The sequence below is a fragment of the Hypericibacter terrae genome (genome assembly GCF_008728855.1).
GTDB lineage: Bacteria > Pseudomonadota > Alphaproteobacteria > Dongiales > Dongiaceae > Hypericibacter > Hypericibacter terrae.
Genome location: NZ_CP042906.1, coordinates 3,682,929 through 3,700,113, shown reverse-complemented (window position 1 = coordinate 3,700,113; position 17,185 = coordinate 3,682,929). Strand labels below are relative to the sequence as shown.

Below are 17,185 nucleotides of genomic sequence, written 5' to 3'. Positions count from 1 at the left end.
GAGGTCGCTAGCGACTTATCCATTGCCAGGTAAGAAGACGCAGAGACCCCAGGCAGATGAAACATCATATCCCTCGCGACCGGGGGCGGCGCTACATACGTGGCCAAACGCGGACTCCAACCCGGCCCAGGACGGGACTGCCGCCGTCTGGCACGCGCCGCCGCGGCTTCGGCTCCGCCGCGCGAATTCAATGCTGAAGGGCGTGAGAATGTCTGCCGTCATGCGGATGATGGCGCCGGCTATTTCCTCGCCGGGGTCGTCGATCAGCGAGCCATACGCCAATATCCCGACGGTCTGAGTGATATCGATCATGCCGCCGTCTGTCTCTCGGGAGCGGCCCCGGCCTGAGGCGAAATCCGGATCCGCGCCCGTTCGCCGGGGTGCGTCGCCCCTTCCTTGGGACGCCACATGAAACCGATATCGAGCGCGATCCCGAGCCCCTGCGCCGCCGTCACCACCGTCCGGCAGGCTGCGTTCGCGTCCTGGCCCTGCACCGACAGATCGATGTCGGGAAGGTAGCTGTAGCCTTCATCCTCCTTGCGCCCCTTGACCATGTTCACGGGGCAGAGTTTGCGCAGGTCCTCAAAACGGCCGAGGCGTTTCATCGCGCGGCGCAGAATTTCATCCAGCAGCAAATTCCAGTTCGCCTTCGGGATCAGCTCTCCGCCAATCGATGCATCCAGCACCTTCGTGTGTGTCAGACTGGGTAGGAGGCGCGGGTCGATCCGCCGCTCGGACTCGGCTGCCGCGCCGCTTGAAGCGGCAGGGCGTGCGGACAACCGATCGAGCGCGTCGAGGGCAAGGTTGATCACCGTGTCCGGGGTATCGACGAACGGCTTGGCGTGGCGCTGAAGCCGCTCGTATGTCGTGCTGTCGATCGTAATCTGAGGCATTTTGGTCTCCTATGCGGAAATACGTATTTACGATTGAATACGAAAATAAGGATGGTAAGTCAAGAACGGCGCTGAGAGGCCGGGAGTCGCCCAATTTCCTCGCCCACGCTAAATCTGCGGGGAATAGTAGTGATAATCTCCGCATGATGCGCGGAGATTGTCCTTGACCGGTGCGGAGAATAGAGGGCATAATCACCGCAGAAGGCGCGGAGATCATGTCCTATATCCATGAACTGCCGGACTGGCCGGAGTTAAGCTGGGACCACAAGGTCCTGGCGGAGCCGCTTGCCGCCGTGCGGCACCGTCAGGGGCGGCTGATCGGGCGCATGGAGGGGCTCGGCTTCGACCTGCGTAGCGAGGCAACGCTCCAGACCATGACCGAGGAAGTCATGAAGTCCAGCGAGATCGAGGGTGAAATCCTCGACCGCGACCAGGTGCGCTCTTCCATCGCCCGGCGTCTGGGCATGGATATCGGCGGGCTGGTTCCGGCGGATCGCGACGTGGAGGGCGTCGTCGAGATGATGCTCGATGCGACCCAGAAGTACAGCGAGGAGCTCACCGATGAGCGGCTGTTCGGCTGGCATGCGGCGCTGTTCCCGACAGGGCGTAGCGGGATGCACCGGATCACGGTCGGCGCGTGGCGCGATGACAAGTCGGGGCCGATGCAGGTGATCTCGGGGCCTGTGGGGCGCGAACACGTGCACTATGAAGCGCCGAGGGCGGCGCGCGTTGCTGGCGACATGCAGGCGTTCTTGAAATGGTTCAAGGACGAGCAGAGCATCGATCCCGTCCTCAAGGCAGGCATTGCGCACTTATGGTTTGTGACCATTCACCCGTTCGATGACGGCAACGGGCGCATCGCGCGCGCCATCGCCGACTTGCAGCTTGCGCGCTCGGAGCAGAGCCCGCAGCGCTTTTACAGCATGTCCGCGCAAATCCGGCAGGAGCGCAAAGCGTACTACGACATTCTCGAAAGGACTCAGAAGGGTGAGCTCGACATCACCGAGTGGCTGATGTGGTTTCTTGCGTGCCTGTCGCGGGCGTTCGACGGCGCGGAAGGCATTCTTGCGGGCGTGCTGAAGAAGGCGCGCTTCTGGGACAAACATGCCGGCGATCCCCTGAATGAGCGCCAGCGCGACATGCTGAACTGGCTGCTCAACGGATTCGAGGGCAAGCTCACATCATCGAAATGGGCAAAGATCGAGAAGTGCTCGCCGGACACGGCACTGCGCGACATTACCGATCTGCTGGAGCGCGGGATACTGGTGAAGGACGAAGGAGGAGGGCGCAGCACCAGCTATTCGCTGGTCGATGTTGCGTGACAGAACAGTATGGAAAAGATTATCAAGCTCGCACTCAATAAGTATGCACCAATCCCGTATTCTCTTCAGAACCGATCATCCGGAACCGCCGCCATCGATATACCCGTCGGTATGGCCGCACTGTTTCACCATTATTACCTGGACACGCGCGGCCACGCTCCGCCTGATCCCGATCCTGCACACTTCGAGCACCTGAGTTTCTTCTGCGTGGACTCGCACCTTCGATTAAAAGGCGATGGCATCGGCACGTCGCTCGCGTTTCGTATTTCGCGCTCGAACGATCTCGGGCAGGCTTTCTGCCGGTGGTTTCTCTACACGCATCTGAACATCACCTACTTCGCGCACATGCACACGCTGCTCGACAAACCGGTGACCACATTCTCCGGACACCGGATCGAGCGGATCGCAAAGGGCGATACACCCGATTATTTCTGTGCCGAAACGCGCACGAGGGTTTTCCTCGCCGAGGCAAAGTGCCGACGTGAATCGGTTTCCTTCAAGAACGCTGCGTTCTCATCGTGGCGCAAGCAATTCGAGCGGGTAGTGGTCAAGGATGGCACCGGCAATCTGCGATCCGTCAAAGGCCACATAGTCGCTGTCCGGCTCGCCGCAGAATCCGACGGCGCGCGCGTGCAATCGAAGCTATTCGCGGAAGATCCGATGTCGCCAGGCAACATCATGCTCGGAGAAGACTCATCGCTCGGGGATGTGATCATTATGCGGCATTACGCCGAGATAACGGCCAAGCTCTCGCAACCGATCCTCGCCGCAGCTCTGGCGGGAGACTTTACGGTCCCCGAGGAGATTCAGTTTCCTGCGTTCGTTTGGGAATTCCGCTTTGGGCCGCTCGCGGGAAAGCGGTTCGTCGGCGGGATTTACGCCAAGGAGCGGCAGAATCCAGACTTCGTTGAAGCAGAAGGGGGCTACGTCATCAGAACCCATCCGTTGCGGCTCGATCTCCCGGGCGCGACGTACTTCGGCGTAGAAGAGGGCATCTTTCGGACGCTCACACAGGTGGCGCGCGCCGGGCACTCCGCTGTCGCTGACATCCGCACGCTGCCTGACCTTCCCTTCATTTATAGCGGCGTAAGCGTGTTGCGCGACGGATCGGTGATCGGTCCGGCAGATTTCTTCCGCGCGATCGGACTCGTAACTTACTAGCCAACTTCCTTCTCGAGTCGGCCAAAGACTCCGCAGGCGGCGATTGAGTTTCTTGCGGTAGAGCACTGTGGCGCGCCCGGTTACGCCGGACCGGGCTCTACTCGCTTCGCCGCGTGGCACTCACCGAGCCGCCTCGCGTCTCGTCCATCCGGTAGCGATCGGCGCTATTTGGCTGACGTCGAACCGACGATCAATTTCTCGACCAGCCGCTTGAGGTCAGCCGGGGTAGTCTGGCCAGCCACAACCTCGTGATAGCCGATGCCCGCGCGCCGCAGCGCTTCTTTCTTGACTGCGTCGCGCGCGGCAGCGGTGCCCTGGTGGTGCGCCCCGCCCTGGTATTCGATGGCGTGCCGAGGTTCGCAGTCGCCATCCACCAGCAGTAGATCGACTCGTTTCGAGTTGATGCAGCGATAGGCGTCGGCATCCTTGCAGCGGAGGATTTCGCCGAGCGAAACTTGGGCCATCACCTGCCATGTCGAGTTGCAGGCAATGACCATGCGGTCCAGTTCCTTGAACACCCGCGCTTCACTCTTGTTGAGAAGCGGCTGAGCCGAGAAGTTCGCGCCCATGACGATCCGTAATTGGTCGGCTGCGTCGGGCTGTTTCGAAGGTAGCGGATCCTGCATCGGCAGCCACGGTCCGGCAGCAATCTGGGCTCCGCGGCCCTTGTTCTCCCAGCGCCAACGGTTCCGTTCGCGCCACGCCTGTCGACGCTTCTTGGACGAGAACTGTTCAACGGCCATGCCGATGATGGCACCGACGAACAGAACGACCATGAGCAGATGGGGCTTTGCGATGAGCGCGTCGATCTCGGGCGGCATTCCGGGAAATTAACGCTTCGATATTTTCGATTCGTTAACGACTGCTCCGCCCCTTCGACGGCTGGACAGTCTGGCGCAAACAGGAGGAAAATCCTGCCCAGCGGGGGCCGGCTCTGAGGGGGCGGGTTTGCAGCAGGATCGTCATCATCGCCGACGGCGTCGATTGCCGAAGGGCGTGGCCGCACCTTGGCTCGCGGCTCTCGGCGCGGCGCTGCTCTGCCTCGCGTTCGCCGCCTCGGACGGCCACGCCCAGAACAGCTCCGGCGTCTACCAGGACGAGTACCAGACCCAGGGCGATCCCGGCGCCTCCAGCGGCGGCGACAGCTTCTCGACCGGCGATATTCCGGGCGGCGAGGAGGGCGGGCCTTGCGAGGACACCTCGAAATATGACCGCATCTATGGCGGCCCGCCGGTGCGCATCAAACTGTCGGCGCTGAAGGACGATCTCTATCAGCGCCACCCCGACATCCTGCTGCGTTGCGCCGCCGATCGCTGCGCCCTCAACGAGACGGCACTCTGCTGGATCAACAAGAAGGTCCTCGCCGAGGCCAGGCAGGATCCGGCCGTCAGCGACCAGTACGACACGCAGAGCGACGACAGCGACCCCAACATCGGCTGCCCTGCCTTGTCCGAATGGACGGCCGAGCAGCAGGCCTGGTGGAACAAGACCTACTGCTCGCACATGACCGGCGGCGGCTCGGGCGGTGGCGGCAGCGACAGTTACAACACCGGCAATAACGGCCCGTCGAACGGCGGCAATGGCGGGAGCGACAGCTACGACACCGCCAGCAACCAGCCGCCCGACGGCAGCAAGTCGATCTACCGCTCCGACACCGACCCCGATCCCACCGGCAAATTCACCGCCGATATCCGCAGGATCCTGGCCGCCATGGATGACTGCCTGAAGCGCAAGGGCGGGCTCGGCTACTACCAGAGCCCGAAGGTCGCGCCCGGCCGTGGCCTCATCGGCTACGATTCCCCGAGCCGCACCGTCTCCTTCGATGTCGGCGCGCTGGAGACTTTGCCGCCCCGCCAGCGGGCCTTCGCGCTCGGGGGCGGCATGGCCGAGCATGTGCTGTCGCTCGAGCAACGCCGCTACGGCCAGACGCGCTCCTCCTGGGAGGACACGCTCGCCATCGACTACATCGCGGGCTATCTCTCGCACTGCGTCGAGCGCCGCGGCCTGATCCCGACGCCCACCAACGCCGACAACGTGCCGCAGGAGTTCGAGGCCTTCGTCCTCCAATACAGCGTCCTCAACAATTCCTCGCAGCAGCTCGAGGAGCGCCGTCACAACTTCGACCAGGGCTGGGGTGCCTGGGGCATGCGGCTGCCGGACTGGCTCACGCATAACTGAGTCACCGCCGGCGGGCGAAAAAAGACTCCAAGCCCCCTCCCCTTGCGGGAGGGGGTAGGGGGAGGGGCAGTAGACGATGTCTCCTGCCCAGAAAGCTCAAACGGCTCATGGTTCGCTGGCACCCGGCATCCCCTCCCTGCTCGCTACGCTCGCCGCCCCTCCCGCAAGGGGAGGGGCCGTGGTTTTCTCATCCCGTTATCGTTCGATCATAGCCCGTGCCCAGATGTCGCAGCGCTCGCGCTGCAGCATCGAAGGCCTTGCGCCGCAACAATCTTCCAACCCGCGAGGGCTGCGGCATTTTCCTCACGACGTCATGCGACTGTCCGGATCGCTCCAATTCGAGCGAATTTTTCCTCAACAAGATTCAATTGTATTCGCCGCGGGCATTCCTAAAAATCGAGAGGTCTCATCGAGAGACGATTTCAATTGCGGTATCGACATGCCAGCGACCGTCACGCCGACCCCCGGCCCCGCCGCCGCCCCCGTCTTCGACGAGGTCCCGACCCGCGGCCGCACCCAGGAAGCGCTCACCACTCTGATCGTCGACGACCAGCGCTCGATGCGCCGCATCGTCAGGCAACTGCTGGCCACCATCCATATGCACAAGACGCTCGAGGCCGAGGACGGGCAGCAGGCGCTCGATCTCCTGACCGATCCCAAGACGCCCTGGATCGACCTCATCATCTGCGACCTGGTGATGGCGGGGATGGACGGGCTCGGGTTCCTCAACCGGCTGCGCGGCGATGCCGATCTGCGCCAGCGCCATATCCCGGTGCTGATCCTGACCGCCGAGCGCAACGAGCTCCTGCTCGATGTCGTGCGCCAGGTGGGGGCGGCCGATATCGCCCACAAGCCGATCTCCTCGCCGGCCCTCCGGGCCAAGATCGAGACGCTGATCGGCCTGCAATTCACCTGAGGCCGGCCGCGGCCCGATCTTCGGCAGCAATCTCTACTCATTTGACATACAGTCCTCATGGCGGCCATGACCTGGGTCATCGCGCCCGGGACCGCTTTCCCCACTTCGATGCTCTTTCATGAGGACTCCATGCGGCCACTCCGCCTGACGATTGCGCTCGGTTTCCTGACGGCATTCTCGGCGGTGCCGGCGACCGCCCAGCAGATGGATATGGACGTCATGATGCGCTGGGGCAGCGCCGATGTCGTGCAGTACCACATCGTCGGCGACTACCAGGGCGAGACCACTATCGCCAGCAACGGGTCGGGGCGCGCCGATGTGACCGACCAGGTGGTGATCGACCTGACCTGGAAGCTGTCCGAGGCGAAGCTGGTGGGGACGCCGACTTTCCAGAACGCGAAATCCGCGGTTGCCAATCTCCATGACTTCGAGCCCTCCTGCCTGGCGCCGGTGCTCAAGGGCGAGTACGAGCATTACGAGCTGCAGGGGATCAAGGAGGGGCTGGGCGGGGCGCTCGAGTTCGAGGTGCTCACGATCTATCCCGATGTCGAGGTCGCGCAGGACTGCACCGCCAGCCGCATCACCGTGCCGGGCAGCCGCAAGGTCCGGCCCGAGGATTTCGTCATCCCGTCGCCGGTCATGATGGGCATGCCGCTGCCCGATTCCGACGACCTCCGGGTCTCCCCGGACAAGACCTTCATGACCCGCAAGAGCGGCGGCTGGACCTGGACCTTCACGCCGAGCATCCCCGCTGCCCAGTGACGCCCGAGATGGGCGCAGGGCCGTCCGATCGCCGTCTCTTCGAGCTTGCCTGTTGCTCTCTTCTCCCCTCCCCCAACTTTTGGGGGAGGGCAGGGAGGGGGATGACTCGGTCCACGATCTCGTCGGGATGCGAAGGGGCCGACACCGAGCAGCCCCCTCCCCAACGCTCCCCCAAAAGTTGGGGGAGGGAACTCACTCGGCTCGCCATATGCGATAGCCCTGCCCTCAAGGGGAGAAGGGAAGAAGGCGAGGCAACGGGATTCTTCTCGAGTGTCGTCAGCCGGACAGCCGTGGGATGCGCGGGGGGCATCCGGAAACACGGCGCCGGCGCTGTCATCAATCGACAATGTGGCGCCTTCATGATGGCGTCCCGGCCCGGCGGCGGCCGGGCGCGGGACGTCATGTCGGGCGAGGGAGAGCGGGAACGATGGGCCAGGACGGAACCGGGAACGGCGAGGGGATGCGGCGGCGGATCCGGGACGAGATCGACGACAGCTTCGACGAAGAGCTGCAGATGGAGCTCGACGACGGCCGGCTGGACCGGCTGCTGAAGGGCATCTCGGAGGGTGCGGAACCGAACGGCGCCGACGGCGCGGATCTCGACCGTCATCTCTATTTCAAGGAGCTGTTCCGGCTCCAGAGCGAGCTGGTGAAGCTGCAGGACTGGGTCCAGGACCAGAAACTGAAGCTCGTCGTGCTGTTCGAGGGCCGCGACGCGGCCGGCAAGGGCGGCGTCATCAAGCGCATCACCCAGCGCCTCAATCCGCGCGTCTGCCGCGTGGCGGCTTTGCCCGCGCCCAACGAGCGCGAGCGCAGCCAGTGGTATTTCCAGCGCTATGTCTCGCATCTGCCGGCCGGCGGCGAGATCGTGCTGTTCGACCGCAGCTGGTACAACCGCGCCGGCGTCGAGCGGGTGATGGGCTTCTGCGACGAGAACGACGTCGAGGAGTTCTTCCGGACCGTGCCCGAGTTCGAGAAGATGCTGATCCGCTCCGGCATCGTCCTGGCCAAATACTGGTTCTCGATCACCGACGAGGAGCAGCATCTGCGCTTCCAGATGCGTATCCAGGATCCGATCAAGCAGTGGAAGCTCTCGCCCATGGATCTGGAATCGCGCCGGCGCTGGGAGCAATACACCAAGGCCAAGGAGGCGATGCTGGAGCGCACCCACATCCCCGAGGCCCCCTGGTGGGTGGTCGAGGCGGTCGACAAGAAGCGCGCGCGCCTCAACTGCATCCATCACCTGCTGAGCCTGATCCCCTATGGCGAGGTCCGGCATGCGCCGGTCGTCCTGCCGGAACGGGTCCGCAATCCCGACTATCACCGCGGGCCGGTGCCGAAGGAGATGCATGTCCCGTCGGTCTATTGAGGCCGGCCGCTTCCGACGTCACGGCGCCGGCAGGATCGGGCGGGAGCCCTGAAGGCCGGAGGCCGCTCTCTCGTTTTCCTCGCCCCCGACGCGGCGGCTTTCACGGTCGGCGGCGCGCAGGCACGGCTAGAAGCGGTATTTCAAGCCCCAGACGAAATCGGTCGAGGCGTCGTAGGTGTCGTTGATGAGGCCGAAGGCGCCGGAGCGGTGCTGCATGCGCATCACCAGCGCCGGATTCGGCGCCGAGGGCAGCGCGAAGGTGAACTCTGCCATGACGAAATTCAGGACGGCGCTGGCCTCGGCATAGCCGTAGCGCTGGGCTTCGAGCTTCGGCGTCTCGGACGCGACCGAGATGCCGTCGCCGACGGCGATCGAGGTGTCGATGAAGGAGTCCCAGGGAAAGGTGTTCCAGCGCAGCAGCAGGACGCTGTTGAACTCCCAATTGTCCTGGCCCTGGAAATGCTTCACCGCCTGCTGCTCGAACTCGAAATTGAAATCCTCGCCGGTGGTGTACAAGACCTTCGACAGGCCGACGCCGAAGAGGATGTCCTCGGAGAAGTCGACCTGGCCCCTGAGCCAGAGGTCGCTCGACATGTTCGTGGTGAGGACGCCGCCGAAACCGGTGACGGCCCAGCCCGACTTCCACCAGCTGTCGTCGGCCAGGGCCGGCGCTGGAGTCCACAGGACGAGCAGGCTGAGGGCAGAAAGGGACGCTGCGACGAGCGCCCATCGGAACAACTTCATCGATGAATGATCCGTCGTCTGGGCTAAGCCGAACGCCGGGATACTTTCTGTGATCTCGAGGGGGGTGAGGCGGTGAGTGGCCGGGCGCCCGCAATCATTCGGGGCGACAGTCGTTGGGCAGGGTCTGGAATCGCATCGCCGGTCGCGCCTTTTGGGGGTCTTGTGGATCGAGCCAACGCTGCTGGAGATCTGAGGCCAGTCATCAGCGGGACCGAGTGTGCCCGTAAAATGAAGCCGTCACACGCGTTCTTTGCGGCAAAACGCCACAAAACACGGCCCGGTTCCGCTTTTTCTTAGCGAAACGCGGTCCTTAGGGGCCTCTTGCAGGCGCGTTTCTGCCTGAAACCCGGCAGCTCCGGGGGCCGCAGGGCTTGAATTCCAGGCACTTAACCGCTATATCGACGAGCAGATGCAACGTAAAAACACGGGCGCCCGCAAAATCGGCGCCTCGGACGATCGGCGATCTTCAAGAACCGACGTCACGAAAAACCGGGGTTCGACCCCGACTCCTCTCAAAGAATCCCCTCTGCCGCAGAAGTTTCCGCTGCCGACGGACGACAGCATTCTCGTCTGTCCCGTGGGCGGGGTCGGCCGTATCGGCATGAACTGGACCCTCTATGGCCATGCCGGCCGCTGGATCCTGGTCGATGCGGGGTCGGCCTTCGTCAAGAGTCCCGACGAGAATGGCGCCTTCATGCCGGACCCGCGCTCCCTGCGCGATGTCCTGCCGCGCCTCGATGGCCTGCTTGTCACCCATGCGCATGAAGACCATATCGGCGCCATCCACCATCTCTGGCCGCGGATCGACTGCCCGATCTTCGCGACCCCCTTCGCCGCCACGCTGCTCAAAGGCCGCCTGGCCGAGAAGGGCGCGCAAGGCAAAGCCAGATTCAAGATCTTCAAGCCCGGCGACAGCTTCAAGGTCGGGCCCTTCTCGATCGAGACGGTGCCCATCACCCATTCGGTGCCGGAATGCGTCGCCATGGCGATCGAGACCAGGGCCGGCCGGATCTTCCACACCGGCGACTGGAAGTTCGATCCCGATCCCCTGCTCGGCGACCCGACCGACTTCGCGCGGCTGAGGCGCGTCGGCGACCGGGGCGTGCTGGCCATGCTCTGCGACAGTACCAATGCCGAGCGCGATGCCGGCATCAGCTCGGAATCCGAGGTGGCGGCCAATCTGGCGGAGGTGTTCCGGACGCGCCGCGGCAAGATCGCGATCTCTTGCTTCGCGACCAACCTGGCGCGGCTGACGGCGATCTGCCATGCCGCCAAGATGTCGGGCCGCAAGGTGGCGCTCGCCGGCCGCTCGCTGGAGAAGGCGGAGGCGGCGGGAACCGAGGTCGGGCTGCTCGACCATCGCCACACGATCCTCTCGGACAGCCGCCATCTCAAGGGTCTCGATCCGCATGAGATCCTGCTGGTCTGCACCGGCACGCAGGGCGAGGAGCGCGCGGCCCTCGCCAAGCTGGCGCGCGGCGAAAGCTGGCGCCTGCCGGAGATCGGTCCCGGCGATACGGTCATCCACTCGGCCCGGGCCATTCCCGGCAACGAGGCCGCGATCGAAGAGGTGATGAAGCTGTTCCGGGCGCGCCATGTCGAGGTGCTGATGGGCCTCGATGACGAGAAGCCGCTTCATGTCACCGGCCATGCCTCGCGCGGCGAGCTCAAGACCATGTATGAGCTGATCCGCCCGCAATTCGCGATCCCCGTTCACGGCGAGGCGGATCACCTCGTCGCGCATGGGGCGCTGGCGCAGGAATGCGGTGCCCGCACGGCCACGCTGACGGAGGAAGGCGACCTGCTGCGCGTCTCGCGCGACGGCGTCGAGCGGGTCACGAAGATCCGCATCCGCCATCTGGCGGCGCTGGAATCCTCGGGCGAGAAACTGGTGCCCTTCGAGGGACGCGTCGGGATGATGGCGACGATCCCTGCGGCGCCGGTCGTCAAGGCACCGGTGATCGTGGTGCGGCGACGGAGCCGAAGCGCCCGCTCGGGCGCACGACGCGCCGCTTAGGCTTCGGGCCCTTCCCCGACAGAAAGATAGGGTGTCCACCGGTTCTCCCGATGGACACCCCGGCAGCCTTCGGACGGGTCGGGTATGGCAAAGCGCCCCGGCGCGGGACGATCACGGACGTCCGAGGGGCTGCTTCACGCGATCGCCGCGGATCACCTGGAGGATCTCATCGAGAGGCGAGGTCGGCAGCGCGAAGCGCCGGCTGCCCCGCTTGAGATTGTTGACCGCATAGTCCTTGCGGCTCCATTTCGCGAGCTCGTCATGCGCGGCCGCGGCCGCCGCCTCGTTGATCTCGAGCTCGTTCTCCGCATCGCTGGCGAACTCGACCAGCATGCGGTCCGAGCCGCGCACATAGAGCGAATAGCAGAATCCGTGATCGATGCCGCAATTCCCGATTTCCGGCACGTCGAATCGCGTCTTCAAGGTCGCGATGTCGTCGAAATCGGACACCGCCATCGCGACATGATGGTCGATCCCGTCCGGCGGCAGGTTGGTCGCGGGCCCCGTGGCCCCGGGGAGGAACTGGAAGAAGGCGAGGCGACCGCCGTCGCCCATCTCAAAGAAGCAATGCAGGAACGGCGTCTGCCTCGAATCCGGGGGAAATCTCACGGGCCCGGCGGCCGGTTGGCGCGCGCCGGGATCTCCTCGCCCGAGCCTTCCGGACGATGCGGCCGGGCGCCCTTGCGCGCACGCCACTCGTCCAGATGCTCGGCCTGGGCGCGCGTGATCTCGGCGCCGAACAGCAGGATCTGCGCGGTATAATTGACCCAGAGCAGGATGACGACGAAGGCCCCCGCCGCGCCGTAGCTCGCGGCGAAATTGCTGGTGCCGATATAGACGCCGATGACGAACTTGCCCACGGTGAAGAGCAAGGCCGTCGTTATCGCGCCGATCCAGACATCGCGCCAGGCGATGGGCGCGTCCGGCAGGATCTTGAAGACCATGGCGAAGAGCAGCGTCATCACGATCAGCGAGAAGACGAAGCTCAAGACCCATAGCAGGGCGTCCAGCATCGGAAAGACGCTGGCGAGATAGGCGCTCGAGGCCGCGAGGACCGCGCTCACCGCCAGCGATGCCATCAGCAGAAAGCCCATCACCGCGATCAGCGCCAGGCTGAGCAGCCGCCGGCGGACCAGGACCATGATCGCGCGGTCCTTCAGCGGCGGCGTCTTCCAGATGACATTGAGCGCGGATTGGATCTCCCCGACGGCTCCCGTGGCGGCGAAGATCAGCGCGACGAACCCGATCAGCGCCGTCAGGATGCCGGATCGCGTCCCGCTGGCGCTCATGATCAGGGCCTGCAGGGCCGCGGCGGCGCTTTGCCCGATCAGGCCGTTCACCTCCGCGAGGATGGCCCCCTGGGCGGCTTCGCGGCTGAAGAAGAGGCCGGCGACGCCGATGGCGAGGATCAGGAGCGGAACCAGCGCGAACGCCGTGTAATAGGCGACGGCGGCCCCCATGGAGGGGCAGCGGTCTTCGTGCCAGCCGACCGTGGCCGACCTGAGGATGCGCCAGATGTGCCGGGCCGCGACGGTCATGGGCCTCGGATGCCTTGCCGGTGGTGTGCAGGGAGCATAGCGGTAAACGGCCCGGCGGAGCGACAGGTTCCGACCGCCGTGGCGGCATTCGTGGCGCCGGCACAAGGAGATAGGGGACCGGGCCGCCTCGCCCCGGCGCGGCAAGAATCTTCCCGGCGGTCGCGGAGCGGGGGGCCAGACTCTTTCGGGAGAACACGTCCTCCGGCCAGGGCTCGCTCTTGTGAAGGGCCGGCTTTGGTAGCAATCTTCGCCCGAGGGGCGATGTCCGGCGGACGCCGGTAAGAAATAATTCACAGCAGAAATTGCCGCGACGGGTGGCCGGACTGCCGGACGCCGGCGGCGCCGATTTCCACTGCCGTCACCGATTGCCGGACCAAGTCGATTTGGGACAGGTGTCTCTTGGAGGATGCCGCAAGTTCATTGAATCGCGCGCCGGCCTCGCCGCCCGGCATCCCGCCGCTCGAGGCGGGCGATCCCGCGCCGCCCGTGGGGGCCCTGGACGAAACCGGCACTCCCGTCTTCAGCCGGGCGGATCTCGTGATGGGCCGGCCGCTCGTCCTGCTCTTCGGTCCCCCTGGCGACGGTTCCCTCCAGGAGACGCTGATCGCCTTTCGCGATCGGGGCGGGGACTTCACAGCGCTCGACGCTCTCGTCTTCGCCGTCAGCCGGGAAGCCCCCGAGGCGAACCGCGCGCTTCATGCGGCCCTGGGGCTGTCCTTCAAGCTGCTGAGCGATCCCGACGGCAACATCCATGCGAGCTATGGCGTTGCGTCGGCGCCGCTCGCGGTCATCCTCGATCGCAATCATCGGATCGCCCGCATCCTGCACGCCGCCACGGCCGCGGCGCTGGCCGAAGCCGCGCTCGCCTGGCTGCGCGCGAATTTCCCGCCGCGCGGGCTGCGCGTGCAGGCGCAGGCGCCGATCCTGCTGCTGCCGCGGGTGCTGGAGGAGACCGACTGCGCCCGGCTGGTCGAGCTGTTCCATCGGCCGGTGACGGTGTGGCAGTCGGATGGCTTCCGCAGCGAAGGCCATGACAAGGAACCGGGCGACTTCAAGGTCGATCATGCCGGCAGCTACGGCCAGCTCACCGAGTATGTGGTGCGCGAACCGGCTGTCCAGCAGTTCCTCGACCGCTGTTTCAACCGCCGCGTCGCGCGCGAGATCCGCAAGGCGTTCCAGACGCGCGTCGGCCAGCGCGAGGATTACCGCATCGCCCGCTACGATTCGGCGTCGGGCGGGGTGCTCCATCCCCACCGCGACAACGCGACCAAGGAAACCGCGCATCGCCGCTTCACCATGACCATCAATCTCAATGCCGGCGACTATGAAGGCGGGGCGTTGCGCTTCCGCGAATATGGCGATCACTATTACGAGGTCGAGCGCGGCACCGCCGTCGTGTGGTCCGCCACGCTCCTGCATGAGGTGATGCCCGTCACCAGGGGCGCCCGCTACATTCTGGGCGTGCATATGTATGGCAGCTGAGGCAACCCAGGAGGTCTCTGCCGCCCCTGGAAGATCCGGAGAACTTGACGCAGGCTGGCATCGGAAATCCGGCCCGCAATATTGGCGGCCGGGTCATGACGGGTTCTGATAGTCTCAAGCGATGAGCGAAAGCCTCGAAAACGCCGCGCCATCGACGGAAAGCGGGAGCAATCGGCTCGTCGAGGCTTCGCGTCTTTCCGGCGCTTCGGCGGAGGCGTCGGTGGCGATGGCGAGGCCGCGGCGCCGAACCGCTCGCAGCCTGCTCGCCTTTCCCGTGCGATTCCTTCGCAGAACCGCGCGGCGCCTGTTGCAGCCCGGCATCGGTCGATTGGATCCGCAATATCGGCCGCGGCCGCTGCCTTCGGGGCCCGGCTATCGCTTGAAGCAGTCGCCGGCGGCGGCGCCGGCCGTCGCGATCGTCACGCCGACGCTCAATCAGAACCAGTTCCTGGGCCAGACGCTCGCCAGCGTGCTGGGGCAGGGTTATCCGCGCCTCGCCTACATGGTGCTGGACGGGGGCTCGGAAGATGGAACGCTGTCGACGTTGGAGGCTCATGGCGATCGGCTCACTTGGACGAGCGGACCGGATGCCGGCCAGGCGGACGCCATCAATCGTGGCTTCGCGCTCATTCCCGGCGAGATCATGGCGTGGATCAACAGCGACGATCTGCTCTTGCCGGGGTCGCTCGCCTATGTGGCCGATTATTTCGCGGCCCATCCGACCGTCGACATGGTCTATGGCGACCGGCTCCTGATCGATGGCGCCGGCTTCGAGATCGGGCGCTGGCTGTTGCCGGCCCACGATCCGGAGGCGCTGAAATTCGTCGACTATGTCCCGCAGGAGACGCTGTTCTGGCGCCGCAGGGTCTGGAGCGCCATCGGCCCCCTCGATACGTCGTTCTCCTACGCGCTCGACTGGGACTTTCTTCTCCGGGCCCAGGCCGCCGGCTTCACGATCCGGCATGTTCCGCGATTTCTCGGCTGCTTCCGCGTGCATGCGGCGCAAAAGACCCAGGCGAATTGGGCGATGGGCCAGGCCGAAATGCACCGCATTCGCGAGCGCTGCTTCGGCGTCGTTCCCACGGCAGAGGAAATCTCCCGTGGCATCCGGCCCTATTTGTTGCGCCATGTTCTGCGGGACCGAGTGCATCGGCTGCAACAAGCGGCGTCCCGGACGTTTCAGCTTCCCAGGCCCCAATCCGCCGAGTGATGTGTCCTCATTCGGGTGCCCGACCGGTCTCGCCCATGGCACCGGAAGCTGTCGCCGGCAGGAACTCGATTCCGAATACCGGGACGCCTAACGCCCGAATCTCGGGGCTTCCGGCGCGGATACGGCCGCTCACGAGAATCAGGTTCTCTGGCGGCCGGGTCCGGAACTCTCCGGGGCCGGCGAGATAGAGGCCTTGGGCAGCTTTGGCGCGACCTTCGCGCCGCAACAGGCGGCCATCGAGATAGAGATCGACAAATTCAGATGCCAATCCCGCACCGGGGCCTCCCAGATCCAGGCGAATTGAATAGGGGCCGGGGGGCAGCTTCAGCCGGATAAGCGCCAGGGGCGAGCTCCAGCGAAATCGCCGGCCCTCGAACTGCTCGGGGGCATGAAAGCCGATCAGACCGTCGGACGGCATTTCCCCGGGGCGATAATCGAGCGTTGCCGAAGTCGGCATTGGGCTCGTTGACGACACATTCAGACTCTGCCGCCGCAGCGCAAGCCGTCTGGCCAGCTCGCCGGCAGCATCCCAGAGCCTGCAGTAGCGGCGATAGCGCCGCTCGAAATCGGCCCCAGGCCACGCAAAGGCGAGGCGGGCTCCGGCATAGGCGAGACCTGCCTGCAGCAGGCCGGCCCGTCCCCCCGACAGCCTGTCGATCGGGAACCGAAGCAGCGCATCCAGCGCAGCCCGGGCCTTCGCCGCCGCGCCCGGCCGCCAGGGACGAACCATGGCCCGCGACAGGCTTCGGGCTGCACAGGCGAGTGCCCGCGCCCGATCGGCGGGCTTCTGTTCCTGCCAGGACCCGCTCCAGCCGAAATAGCGCCCGAGCCCTCCGGAAGCGTTCCGGAACCGAAAGGCCACTTCGCCTTCGCGATACTCCCGCACATAAGCGAGAAGCTCGCCGATCCGGGTGGAGTTGTAATGCTTGACGGAGGCGGCCGGCGCGTAGCCGAGCCGGTAGCCGGCCGCGTCGAGCTCGGCCGCCAGGAGGACTTCCGCGAAACAACCATGCTCGACTTTAAAGCCGCCGACGTTGGCGTAGGCCTCGCGAAGCACCGCCGTCCCACGAATTGTGAATTTGCGCCAATCCGCTTCTTGCGACCAGGCGGCGAAGCCCTCCTGGTACCATCGTTCCTCGAGGCGGGCGATTGGATCGGCGCTGCCGTCGCTGGTCGTCCGGATGCAGGCGCCGGCATAGCGGTCCGCGTGGGTCTGCAGATAGGCCAGGAGGGCCGCCAGGCAGCCTGGATCGGCCTGACAATGGGCTTCGGTGAAGAGGAGCCATCGGCCGCGCGCCTTCCTCGCGCCGAAATCATGCAGCGCCAGCTCGTTCGGCGCCTCGAACCGCAGCAATGAGTCGCCCGTTGTCAGTAGGCCCCGTGCCACCGCCTCGATTTCGGGCTCCCGACCGGACGCCACCACGATGACCTCGTAGCGGTCGCGGCCGAGGGTCTGGCCTCGGGTCCAGCTCGACAGGCATTCTTCGACCTGCCCGCGGCTGTCCATCAGCGTCACCACCACCGACAGATCGATCTCGCCGGGGACCGCCTTCACCGGGTCGCTCCGGCATGCCAGAGTGACGCATCGGGGCC

16 protein-coding genes are annotated in these 17,185 nt (G+C 65.2%); 9 read left to right on the top strand and 7 right to left on the bottom strand.

The features are described 5' to 3' along the window. Positions 1-15: 15 nt before the first annotated feature. Both FRZ44_RS16845 and FRZ44_RS16840 read right to left on the bottom strand, forming a co-directional pair. The gene (locus tag FRZ44_RS16845; protein ID WP_151178279.1) at positions 16-312 is read right to left on the bottom strand and encodes a hypothetical protein; all 297 of its coding nucleotides are present in this window, start codon (positions 310-312) and stop codon (positions 16-18) included. Next, positions 309-893 carry a T4SS efffector SepA family protein gene (locus FRZ44_RS16840; RefSeq protein WP_151178278.1) on the bottom strand — a complete coding sequence of 195 codons (585 nt, stop codon included), beginning with the start codon at positions 891-893 and terminating at the stop codon, positions 309-311. The genes FRZ44_RS16845 and FRZ44_RS16840 overlap by 4 nt, the downstream gene beginning before the upstream one ends. Before the next feature lie 215 nt (positions 894-1,108). Between FRZ44_RS16840 and FRZ44_RS16835 the strand changes: the two genes are divergently transcribed. Continuing rightward, positions 1,109-2,215 (top strand): Fic family protein, encoded by a 1,107-nt coding sequence (locus FRZ44_RS16835; RefSeq protein WP_151178277.1) that lies wholly within the window; start codon positions 1,109-1,111, stop codon positions 2,213-2,215. A gap of 9 nt (positions 2,216-2,224) precedes the next feature. Beyond that, the gene (locus FRZ44_RS16830; protein ID WP_151178276.1) at positions 2,225-3,376 is read left to right on the top strand and encodes a hypothetical protein; all 1,152 of its coding nucleotides are present in this window, start codon (positions 2,225-2,227) and stop codon (positions 3,374-3,376) included. Positions 3,377-3,540: 164 nt separating this feature from the next. Here the strand turns inward: FRZ44_RS16830 and FRZ44_RS16825 are convergent, their stop codons facing one another. Further along, on the bottom strand, positions 3,541-4,197 hold the full coding sequence (locus FRZ44_RS16825; protein ID WP_151178275.1) for a DUF2726 domain-containing protein: 657 nt from the start codon (positions 4,195-4,197) through the stop codon (positions 3,541-3,543). Positions 4,198-4,372: 175 nt separating this feature from the next. Here FRZ44_RS16825 and FRZ44_RS16820 point away from each other — a divergent pair, with 175 nt between their 5' ends. From FRZ44_RS16820 to ppk2, 4 genes are all read left to right on the top strand, one after another. After that, on the top strand, positions 4,373-5,554 hold the full coding sequence (locus FRZ44_RS16820; RefSeq protein WP_151178274.1) for a hypothetical protein: 1,182 nt from the start codon (positions 4,373-4,375) through the stop codon (positions 5,552-5,554). Between the two features lie 439 nt (positions 5,555-5,993). Next, positions 5,994-6,470, top strand: coding sequence for a response regulator (locus FRZ44_RS27055; protein WP_191908142.1), 477 nt, complete (start codon positions 5,994-5,996; stop codon positions 6,468-6,470). Positions 6,471-6,599: 129 nt separating this feature from the next. Then, a complete protein-coding gene (locus FRZ44_RS16810) occupies positions 6,600-7,232 on the top strand; it encodes a hypothetical protein (RefSeq protein ID WP_151178272.1) in 633 nt (210 codons plus the stop codon). A gap of 427 nt (positions 7,233-7,659) precedes the next feature. Next, a complete protein-coding gene (gene ppk2 / locus FRZ44_RS16805; protein WP_151178271.1) occupies positions 7,660-8,601 on the top strand; it encodes a polyphosphate kinase 2 in 942 nt (313 codons plus the stop codon). Positions 8,602-8,727: 126 nt separating this feature from the next. Here ppk2 and FRZ44_RS16800 read toward each other — a convergent pair whose 3' ends face one another. Beyond that, a complete protein-coding gene (locus FRZ44_RS16800; RefSeq protein ID WP_151178270.1) occupies positions 8,728-9,345 on the bottom strand; it encodes a hypothetical protein in 618 nt (205 codons plus the stop codon). Positions 9,346-9,946: 601 nt separating this feature from the next. Here FRZ44_RS16800 and FRZ44_RS16795 point away from each other — a divergent pair. Continuing rightward, on the top strand, positions 9,947-11,362 hold the full coding sequence (locus tag FRZ44_RS16795; RefSeq protein WP_191908141.1) for a ribonuclease J: 1,416 nt from the start codon (positions 9,947-9,949) through the stop codon (positions 11,360-11,362). 111 nt (positions 11,363-11,473) lie between these two features. Here FRZ44_RS16795 and FRZ44_RS16790 read toward each other — a convergent pair whose 3' ends face one another. Next, a complete protein-coding gene (locus FRZ44_RS16790) occupies positions 11,474-11,917 on the bottom strand; it encodes a VOC family protein (protein WP_151178268.1) in 444 nt (147 codons plus the stop codon). 50 nt (positions 11,918-11,967) lie between these two features. Further along, positions 11,968-12,900, bottom strand: coding sequence for a YihY/virulence factor BrkB family protein (locus tag FRZ44_RS16785; protein WP_151178267.1), 933 nt, complete (start codon positions 12,898-12,900; stop codon positions 11,968-11,970). A gap of 420 nt (positions 12,901-13,320) precedes the next feature. Between FRZ44_RS16785 and FRZ44_RS16780 the strand changes: the two genes are divergently transcribed. Both FRZ44_RS16780 and FRZ44_RS16775 read left to right on the top strand, forming a co-directional pair. After that, a complete protein-coding gene (locus FRZ44_RS16780; protein ID WP_151178266.1) occupies positions 13,321-14,382 on the top strand; it encodes a 2OG-Fe(II) oxygenase in 1,062 nt (353 codons plus the stop codon). Positions 14,383-14,608: 226 nt separating this feature from the next. Then, positions 14,609-15,592: a glycosyltransferase family 2 protein gene (locus tag FRZ44_RS16775; RefSeq protein ID WP_191908140.1), complete on the top strand. Its 984-nt coding sequence runs from the start codon at positions 14,609-14,611 to the stop codon at positions 15,590-15,592. Positions 15,593-15,599: 7 nt separating this feature from the next. Here FRZ44_RS16775 and FRZ44_RS16770 read toward each other — a convergent pair whose 3' ends face one another. Then, the gene (locus FRZ44_RS16770) at positions 15,600-17,147 is read right to left on the bottom strand and encodes a glycosyltransferase family 2 protein (protein ID WP_151178264.1); all 1,548 of its coding nucleotides are present in this window, start codon (positions 17,145-17,147) and stop codon (positions 15,600-15,602) included. Positions 17,148-17,185: the final 38 nt, after the last annotated feature.

Bases quoted from the DNA above. Each gene is read 5' to 3' on its own strand.
- ppk2 (WP_151178271.1), top strand. From the start codon at position 7,660: ATGGGCCAGGACGGAACCGGGAACGGCGAGGGGATGCGGCGGCGGATC.
- FRZ44_RS16835 (WP_151178277.1), top strand. From the start codon at position 1,109: ATGTCCTATATCCATGAACTGCCGGACTGGCCGGAGTTAAGCTGGGAC.
- FRZ44_RS16800 (WP_151178270.1), bottom strand. From the start codon at position 9,345: ATGAAGTTGTTCCGATGGGCGCTCGTCGCAGCGTCCCTTTCTGCCCTC.
- FRZ44_RS16840 (WP_151178278.1), bottom strand. From the start codon at position 893: ATGCCTCAGATTACGATCGACAGCACGACATACGAGCGGCTTCAGCGC.
- FRZ44_RS16810 (WP_151178272.1), top strand. From the start codon at position 6,600: ATGCGGCCACTCCGCCTGACGATTGCGCTCGGTTTCCTGACGGCATTC.
- FRZ44_RS16785 (WP_151178267.1), bottom strand. From the start codon at position 12,900: ATGACCGTCGCGGCCCGGCACATCTGGCGCATCCTCAGGTCGGCCACG.
- FRZ44_RS16830 (WP_151178276.1), top strand. From the start codon at position 2,225: ATGGAAAAGATTATCAAGCTCGCACTCAATAAGTATGCACCAATCCCG.
- FRZ44_RS16825 (WP_151178275.1), bottom strand. From the start codon at position 4,197: ATGCCGCCCGAGATCGACGCGCTCATCGCAAAGCCCCATCTGCTCATG.
- FRZ44_RS16790 (WP_151178268.1), bottom strand. From the start codon at position 11,917: ATGGGCGACGGCGGTCGCCTCGCCTTCTTCCAGTTCCTCCCCGGGGCC.
- FRZ44_RS16795 (WP_191908141.1), top strand. From the start codon at position 9,947: ATGAACTGGACCCTCTATGGCCATGCCGGCCGCTGGATCCTGGTCGAT.
- FRZ44_RS16845 (WP_151178279.1), bottom strand. From the start codon at position 312: ATGATCGATATCACTCAGACCGTCGGGATATTGGCGTATGGCTCGCTG.
- FRZ44_RS16775 (WP_191908140.1), top strand. From the start codon at position 14,609: ATGGCGAGGCCGCGGCGCCGAACCGCTCGCAGCCTGCTCGCCTTTCCC.
- FRZ44_RS27055 (WP_191908142.1), top strand. From the start codon at position 5,994: ATGCCAGCGACCGTCACGCCGACCCCCGGCCCCGCCGCCGCCCCCGTC.